This is a genomic window from Georgenia thermotolerans (genome assembly GCF_009193185.1).
In the GTDB taxonomy this organism is placed as follows: domain Bacteria; phylum Actinomycetota; class Actinomycetes; order Actinomycetales; family Actinomycetaceae; genus Georgenia; species Georgenia thermotolerans.
Window position 1 is genome coordinate 55109 of record NZ_VUKF01000026.1, and the last position, 8192, is coordinate 63300.

Consider the following 8192-nt stretch of genomic DNA (forward strand, 5'->3'; position numbering starts at 1 on the left):
GCGGGAGCGGCGAGGCCGACGGCGGGGGCGGCGCGGCCGACGGCGCTGGCCGCCGGAGCACCGGGCCGAACGTCTCCGCCTCACCGGGCGCGGGGGAGGACTGGGCCGCGCTGCTGCGCCACACCGCCCTCGACGTCGCGCCCCGGCTGCTGGGCTCGGTGCTCACCGTCCGGGAGCCTGCGCCGGCTGGCGACGCGTCGCGGCCGGGCGGGGGCGAGGAGGGCGACGGCGGGGAACGGGTCGGCGTCGTCTCGATCCGCCTCACCGAGGTCGAGGCCTACTGCGGGGAGGTGGATCCCGGCTCGCACGCCTTCCGGGGCCGCACCACCCGCAACGCCCCGATGTTCGAGGGCGGCGGTCGCCTCTACGTCTACTTCTCCTACGGCATGCACTGGTGCGCCAACCTCGTGTGCGGGCCGGCGGGGCAGGCGTCCGCCGTGCTCCTGCGCGGGGGCGAGGTGGTCGCCGGGCACGACCTGGCCCGAAAGCGCCGCCGGGCAGCGCGCACCGACCGCGACCTCGCCCGCGGCCCGGCCCGGCTGGCCCAGAGCCTGGGCCTGACCGGAGCCGACAGCGGCCTGGCACTCACCCCCGGCGGCCGCGCCGAGCTCGAGCTGGGCGCCCCGGTGGACGCCGCCCGCGTGCGGACCGGGCCCCGGGTGGGGGTGGCCGGCCCCGGAGGTGACGCGGGCCGGTATCCGTGGCGCTTCTGGATCGACGGCGAGGCCACCGTGTCGACGTACCGGCCGGCGGCGCCGCGGCGGCGGTGACTCCGACCCGGGGCTGCGGCTCGGGCGTCGCGCCGCGGCGTGACCCGGCTCCCGTGGCCCGGATGCGGGGCTTCGCCGTCGGGCGCGGCACACTGGTAGGCGTGTCCGGGGACAGGTCCCGGGCGGAACGACGAGAGGCACAAGAGTGACTGACATCCTCGACGAGCTCCAGTGGCGCGGGCTGCTGGCACAGTCAACCGACATCGACGCGCTGCGGGCGATGCTGGCCGAGGGTCCGGTCACCTTCTATTGCGGCTTCGACCCGACCGCGCCGAGCCTGCACCACGGCCACCTCGTCCAGCTCGTGCTCATGCGGCACCTGCAGCTGGCCGGGCACCGGCCGATCGCGCTGGTCGGCGGGGCCACGGGCATGATCGGCGACCCCCGGATGTCCGGCGAGCGCGTCCTCAACGACAAGGACACCGTTGCCGGGTGGACCGCCCGGCTGCGCGCCCAGATCGAGCGGTTCCTCGACTTCGGCGGGGAGAACGCCGCCCGCATGGTCAACAACCTCGACTGGACCGGCGAGCTGACCGCGATTGACTTCCTCCGGGACATCGGCAAGTACTTCCGCCTCAGCACGATGCTGGCGAAGGACACCGTCGCCCGGCGGCTGGCGAGCGAGGAGGGCATCTCCTTCACCGAGTTCAGCTACCAGATCCTTCAGGGCCTGGACTTCCTCGAGCTGCACCGTCGCTACGGTTGCATGTTCCAGACCGGTGGCAACGACCAGTGGGGCAACCTCATCTCCGGCGTCGACCTCATCCGCAAGGCCGACGGCGACACGGTTCACGCCGCCACGACCCCGCTGATCACCAAGGCGGACGGGACCAAGTTCGGCAAGTCCGAGGGCGGGGCGATCTGGCTCGACGGCGAGATGTTCAGCCCGTACGCCTTCTACCAGTTCTGGCTCAACACCGACGACGCGGACGTGGTCGGGTACCTCAAGGTCTTCACCTTCCGGAGCAGGGAGGAGATCGCCGAGCTCGAGCGGGCGGTGACCGAGCGGCCCCAGGCCCGCGAGGCGCAGCGGGCGCTGGCCGAGGACGTCACCACCCTCGTACACGGTGCGGAGGCCGCCGAGCGGGTGCGCCGCGCCTCCCAGGCGTTGTTCGGCCGTGACGACCTCCGCGAGCTGGACGGCTCGACCCTGCGCGACGCGGTGGCCGAGCTGCCGCGCGGCGACGTGGCGGTGGGGGAGTCCACCATGGTCGACCTCTTGCTGTCCACGGGCCTGGAGAAGGGACGCTCCGCTGCGCGGCGCACCATCGCGAGCGGTGGGGCGTACCTGAACAACGAGAAGATCGAGGACGAGGACCGCGTGCTCACCGACGAGGACCTGCTCGACGGGGGCTACGCCCTGGTCCGCAAGGGGCGGCGCCACCTCGCCGTGGGTGTGACGGCTGGGAGCTGAGCATCGCGCGGGAGCGACGGACGCGCGACAGGCATCAGTTGATATGGCGGGTCGGGACTTCGGTCCTGGCCCGCCACCTGCCGTACCGGGGCGGGCTCGGACGTCCCTGGTGGGCCGCGATGACGCGCGGATCGACGCCGCCTGGCCGCGCAAGCCGCCGCGCCGCTCCATGCGTGTGCCGAGCGTCTCGCCGGCTTCGGCGACCGCCGAGGGAGCGAGTCGGGGTCTTCGCGGAGGCAAAACCGCTGGTCAGAGCGCTGTTCACGCGCCGGCCACCTTGGCGAAACCCGAAGTTGACGCCCCCAGCGGAGCCCCGTAATGTACTTCCTGCTGCTCCGGACGGGAGGCACGGACGAGAGGCCGACAGGTACTCGAGGCCGGTCCCGCGGTAGCGGAACCTCCAACAACAATTAGCTGGTGACTTCGTCATCGGCAAATCGTTGCGAGGGCCATGAGGATAACCGGTCAGAACAACCGCGAGATCACATCGTCGGGTTTTGACAGCCGGGAATCGCATGGTTAAGATTGAGAGGTTGCCCTGGAGGGGTTGGGAACTGGGTTCCTGGCTGCTGATGGTGTGTGTCTGTTCTTTGAGAACTCAACAGTGTGCCAAGTTTTTGATGCCATATGGATTCGTGGGCGTCGTCGTGCCGGTCGGTCTGGTTTGGTGTGGTGGTGTTCGCGGGTTTTGTTTTGTTTTGGTTACACGTCTCCTGCCTGCCTCGTCGGGTGGGGGGTGTGATGCCATGGATTGGCCCCGCGTTCTCGTGGGGTTTGTCTTCGTATGGTTTGTCGCCGGTTCTTCGGGGCCGGTTTGGCAGATGGTTTTTTACGGAGAGTTTGATCCTGGCTCAGGACGAACGCTGGCGGCGTGCTTAACACATGCAAGTCGAACGATGAAGCCAGCTTGCTGGTGGATTTGGCGAACGGGTGAGTAACACGTGAGTAACCTGCCCCTGACTTCGGGATAACGCCGGGAAACTGGTGCTAATACCGGATATGACACCTCCTCGCATGGGGTGGTGTGGAAAGACTGTGTCGGTTGGGGATGGGCTCGCGGCCTATCAGCTTGTTGGTGGGGTGATGGCCTACCAAGGCGGCGACGGGTAGCCGGCCTGAGAGGGTGACCGGCCACACTGGGACTGAGACACGGCCCAGACTCCTACGGGAGGCAGCAGTGGGGAATATTGCACAATGGGCGCAAGCCTGATGCAGCGACGCCGCGTGAGGGATGACGGCCTTCGGGTTGTAAACCTCTTTCAGTAGGGAACAAGGCCCCTTGGGGTTGAGGGTACCTGCAGAAGAAGCGCCGGCTAACTACGTGCCAGCAGCCGCGGTAATACGTAGGGCGCAAGCGTTGTCCGGAATTATTGGGCGTAAAGAGCTCGTAGGCGGTTTGTCGCGTCTGCTGTGAAAACGCGAGGCTTAACCTCGCGCCTGCAGTGGGTACGGGCAGACTAGAGTGCGGTAGGGGAGACTGGAATTCCTGGTGTAGCGGTGGAATGCGCAGATATCAGGAGGAACACCGGTGGCGAAGGCGGGTCTCTGGGCCGTTACTGACGCTGAGGAGCGAAAGCATGGGGAGCGAACAGGATTAGATACCCTGGTAGTCCATGCCGTAAACGTTGGGCACTAGGTGTGGGGCCCATTCCACGGGTTCCGCGCCGCAGCTAACGCATTAAGTGCCCCGCCTGGGGAGTACGGCCGCAAGGCTAAAACTCAAAGGAATTGACGGGGGCCCGCACAAGCGGCGGAGCATGCGGATTAATTCGATGCAACGCGAAGAACCTTACCAAGGCTTGACATACACCGGAAACGTTCAGAGATGGGCGCCCCGCAAGGTCGGTGTACAGGTGGTGCATGGTTGTCGTCAGCTCGTGTCGTGAGATGTTGGGTTAAGTCCCGCAACGAGCGCAACCCTTGTCCTGTGTTGCCAGCGCGTAATGGCGGGGACTCGCGGGAGACTGCCGGGGTCAACTCGGAGGAAGGTGGGGATGACGTCAAATCATCATGCCCCTTATGTCTTGGGCTTCACGCATGCTACAATGGCCGGTACAAAGGGTTGCGATGCCGTGAGGTGGAGCGAATCCCAAAAAGCCGGTCTCAGTTCGGATTGGGGTCTGCAACTCGACCCCATGAAGTCGGAGTCGCTAGTAATCGCAGATCAGCAACGCTGCGGTGAATACGTTCTCGGGCCTTGTACACACCGCCCGTCACGTCACGAAAGTCGGTAACACCCGAAGCCGGTGGCCCAACCCTTGTGGGGGGAGCCGTCGAAGGTGGGACTGGCGATTGGGACGAAGTCGTAACAAGGTAGCCGTACCGGAAGGTGCGGCTGGATCACCTCCTTTCTAAGGAGCTCACCACACCCCCGCCCGCTTCGTCGGGAGGATCGGGGGTGTCAGGTGGCCACCAGCGGCGGCGGATGTTCGCCGGGTGGTTGCTCACGGGTGGAACGTCAGGAACTTGTGCACGCTGTTGGGTCCTGAGGGAACAGGCCCCTACGCCCCCACCGTTGGTGGGGTTGCCCGCGCGGCGGGTGGTGGGGTACCGGTTTTGCTCTGGTGGCCGCTCCCAGCCCCAAGCCATCGTTAGTGGTGGTGGGTGGGTGGGTGTTGGTGCGTAGCTTGAGAACTGTACAGTGGACGCGAGCATCTTTGATCTTTTGTGGTCAAGTTTTTAAGAGCATTCGGTGGATGCCTTGGCACCAGGAGCCGAAGAAGGACGTTGTAGCCTGCGATAAGCCTCGGGGAGCTGGCAAACGAGCTGTGATCCGAGGGTGTCCGAATGGGGAAACCCGGCCGCAGTCATGTGCGGCTACCCGCGCCTGAATATATAGGGCGTGTGGGGGGAACGTGGGGAAGTGAAACATCTCAGTACCCACAGGAAGAGATATTCCGTGAGTAGTGGCGAGCGAAAGCGGATGAGGCTAAACCGGGGGTGTGTGATAGCCGGCGGGCGTTGCACCTTCGGGGTCGTGGGACCCACTGGCCAGTTCTGCCGGACTGGCGGGGAGTGAGAAAGCCTGGGTGTAGTCGAACGGTCTGGGAAGGCCGGGCGTAGTGGGTGAGACCCCCGTAGACGAAACATCTAGGCCTCCTTGTGGGGATCCCGAGTAGCACGGGGCCCGTGAAATCCCGTGTGAATCTGCCCAGACCACTGGGTAAGCCTAAATACTCCCTGGTGACCGATAGCGGACTAGTACCGTGAGGGAAAGGTGAAAAGTACCCCGGGAGGGGAGTGAAATAGTACCTGAAACCGGATGCTTACAATCCGTCGGAGCCTCTCTAATGGGGGTGACGGCGTGCCTTTTGAAGAATGAGCCTGCGAGTTAGTGGTGCGTGGCGAGGTTAACCCGGGTGGGGAAGCCGTAGCGAAAGCGAGTCCGAACAGGGCGATACAGTCGCGTGCTCTAGACCCGAAGCGAAGTGATCTACCCATGGGCAGGTTGAAGCACGTGTAAGAGCGTGTGGAGGACCGAACCCACTTAGGTTGAAAACTGAGGGGATGACCTGTGGGTAGGGGTGAAAGGCCAATCAAACTTCGTGATAGCTGGTTCTCCCCGAAATGCATTTAGGTGCAGCGTCGCGTGTTTCTTGCCGGAGGTAGAGCTACTGGATGGCCGATGGGCCCTACAAGGTTACTGACGTCAACCAAACTCCGAATGCCGGTAAGTGAAGCGTGGCAGTGAGACGGCGGGGGATAAGCTTCGTCGTCGAGAGGGAAACAGCCCAGACCACCGGCTAAGGCCCCTAAGCGTGTGCTAAGTGGGAAAGGATGTGGAGTTGCACAGACAACCAGGAGGTTGGCTTAGAAGCAGCCATCCTTGAAAGAGTGCGTAATAGCTCACTGGTCAAGTGATTCTGCGCCGACAATGTAGCGGGGCTCAAGCACACCGCCGAAGCCGTGGCACCAGCGCAGACCCCAGCACCGACTCGATCGGTGTTCAGGGGCGTTGGTGGGTAGGGGAGCGTCGTGTGGGAGGCGAAGCGCCGGGGTGACCCAGGCGTGGATCCCACACGAGTGAGAATGCAGGCATGAGTAGCGAATGACGGGTGAGAAACCCGTCCGCCGAATGACCAAGGGTTCCAGGGCCAGGTTAATCCGCCCTGGGTAAGTCGGGACCTAAGGCGAGGCCGACAGGCGTAGTCGATGGACAACGGGTTGATATTCCCGTACCGGCGAAGGACCGACCATACCGAGCCCGGTGATGCTAACCACCCAAAGCCCCCTTTCCACCTTCGGGTGGGTCGGGGGTGGCGCGTGGGACCCGATCCGGTAGTAGGTAAGCGTGTTAACAGGGGTGACGCAGACAGGTAGCCACCGCGTGCTTAATGGCAATGCACGTCCAAGGTTGCAGGGCGGGGTGCAGGCAAATCCGCACCCCATATAAGCCTCAGGACCGATGGTGACCCCGTAGGGGGGAAGCAGGGTGATCCTATGCTGCCGAGAAAAGCCTCGACGCGAGGGACTAGCCGCCCGTACCCGAAACCGACTCAGGTGGTCAGGTAGAGAATACCAAGGCGATCGAGATAATCGTGGTTAAGGAACTCGGCAAAATGCCCCCGTAACTTCGGGAGAAGGGGGGCCTGGAGGGTGAAACCCCATGCGGGTTAGCCCTTGCGGGCCGCAGAGACCAGGGAGAAGCGACTGTTTACTAAAAACACAGGTCCGTGCGAAGTCGCAAGACGATGTATACGGACTGACGCCTGCCCGGTGCTGGAAGGTTAAGAGGACGGGTCAACCACTAAGGTGGTGAAGCTCAGAATTTAAGCCCCAGTAAACGGCGGTGGTAACTATAACCATCCTAAGGTAGCGAAATTCCTTGTCGGGTAAGTTCCGACCTGCACGAATGGCGTAACGACTTCTCCGCTGTCTCAACCGCGAACTCGGCGAAATTGCACTACGAGTAAAGATGCTCGTTACGCGCAGCAGGACGGAAAGACCCCGGGACCTTTACTATAGCTTGGTATTGGTGTTCGGTACGGCTTGTGTAGGATAGGTGGGAGACCGTGAAGCATTCACGCCAGTGAGTGTGGAGTCGCCGTTGAAATACCACTCTGGTCGTACTGCACATCTAACCTCGGTCCGTGATCCGGACCAGGGACAGTGCCTGGTGGGTAGTTTAACTGGGGCGGTTGCCTCCCAAAATGTAACGGAGGCGCTCAAAGGTTCCCTCAGCCTGGTTGGCAATCAGGTGTCGAGTGCAAGTGCACAAGGGAGCTTGACTGTGAGACTGACGGGTCGAGCAGGGACGAAAGTCGGAACTAGTGATCCGGCGGTGGCTTGTGGAAGCGCCGTCGCTCAACGGATAAAAGGTACCCCGGGGATAACAGGCTGATCTTGCCCAAGAGTCCATATCGACGGCATGGTTTGGCACCTCGATGTCGGCTCGTCGCATCCTGGGGCTGGAGTAGGTCCCAAGGGTTGGGCTGTTCGCCCATTAAAGCGGTACGCGAGCTGGGTTTAGAACGTCGTGAGACAGTTCGGTCCCTATCCGCTGCGCGCGCAGGAAACTTGAGAAGGGCTGTCCCTAGTACGAGAGGACCGGGACGGACGAACCTCTGGTGTGCCAGTTGTTCCGCCAGGAGCATGGCTGGTTGGCTACGTTCGGAAGGGATAACCGCTGAAAGCATCTAAGCGGGAAGCCTGCTTCAAGATGAGGTTTCCACCAGGCTTGACCTGGGAAGGCCCCCAGCAGACCACTGGGTTGATAGGCCGGACGTGGAAGCGCGGTAACGCGTGGAGCTGACCGGTACTAATTGGCCGACAACTTGCCACAACAACAAAGTTGTCATTGCACTGCTTGCGTCCACTGTACGGTTCCCGAGATACGCCCCACAACCAACCACGGTTGGTTGGGCCGGATATCTCCATAGAGTTACGGCGGTCATAGCGAGGGGGAAACGCCCGGTCCCATTCCGAACCCGGAAGCTAAGCCCCTCAGCGCCGATGGTACTGCACGGGAGACCGTGTGGGAGAGTAGGACACCGCCGAACACCCATTCC

General features: G+C 63.3%; 2 protein-coding genes and 3 rRNA genes. All 5 read left to right on the forward strand.

Going from position 1 to position 8192, the window contains the following annotated elements; genetic code table 11:
* Positions 1-110 precede the first annotated feature (110 nt).
* The 5 genes from GD970_RS13180 (at position 111) to rrf (ending at position 8183) form a co-directional block, all read left to right on the forward strand.
* A complete protein-coding gene (locus tag GD970_RS13180; protein ID WP_193314937.1) occupies positions 111-770 on the forward strand; it encodes a DNA-3-methyladenine glycosylase in 660 nt (219 codons plus the stop codon).
* A 145-nt stretch (positions 771-915) separates the two neighbouring features.
* The gene (tyrS, locus tag GD970_RS13185) at positions 916-2184 is read left to right on the forward strand and encodes a tyrosine--tRNA ligase (RefSeq protein WP_152203361.1); all 1269 of its coding nucleotides are present in this window, start codon (positions 916-918) and stop codon (positions 2182-2184) included.
* A gap of 828 nt (positions 2185-3012) precedes the next feature.
* A 16S ribosomal RNA gene (locus GD970_RS13190) occupies positions 3013-4535 on the forward strand.
* 318 nt (positions 4536-4853) lie between these two features.
* Positions 4854-7966 (forward strand): 23S ribosomal RNA (locus GD970_RS13195).
* Between the two features lie 100 nt (positions 7967-8066).
* Positions 8067-8183 (forward strand): 5S ribosomal RNA (gene rrf / locus GD970_RS13200).
* Together the 16S, 23S and 5S rRNA genes form the textbook arrangement of a ribosomal RNA operon.
* The last annotated feature ends 9 nt before the right edge of the window (positions 8184-8192 follow it).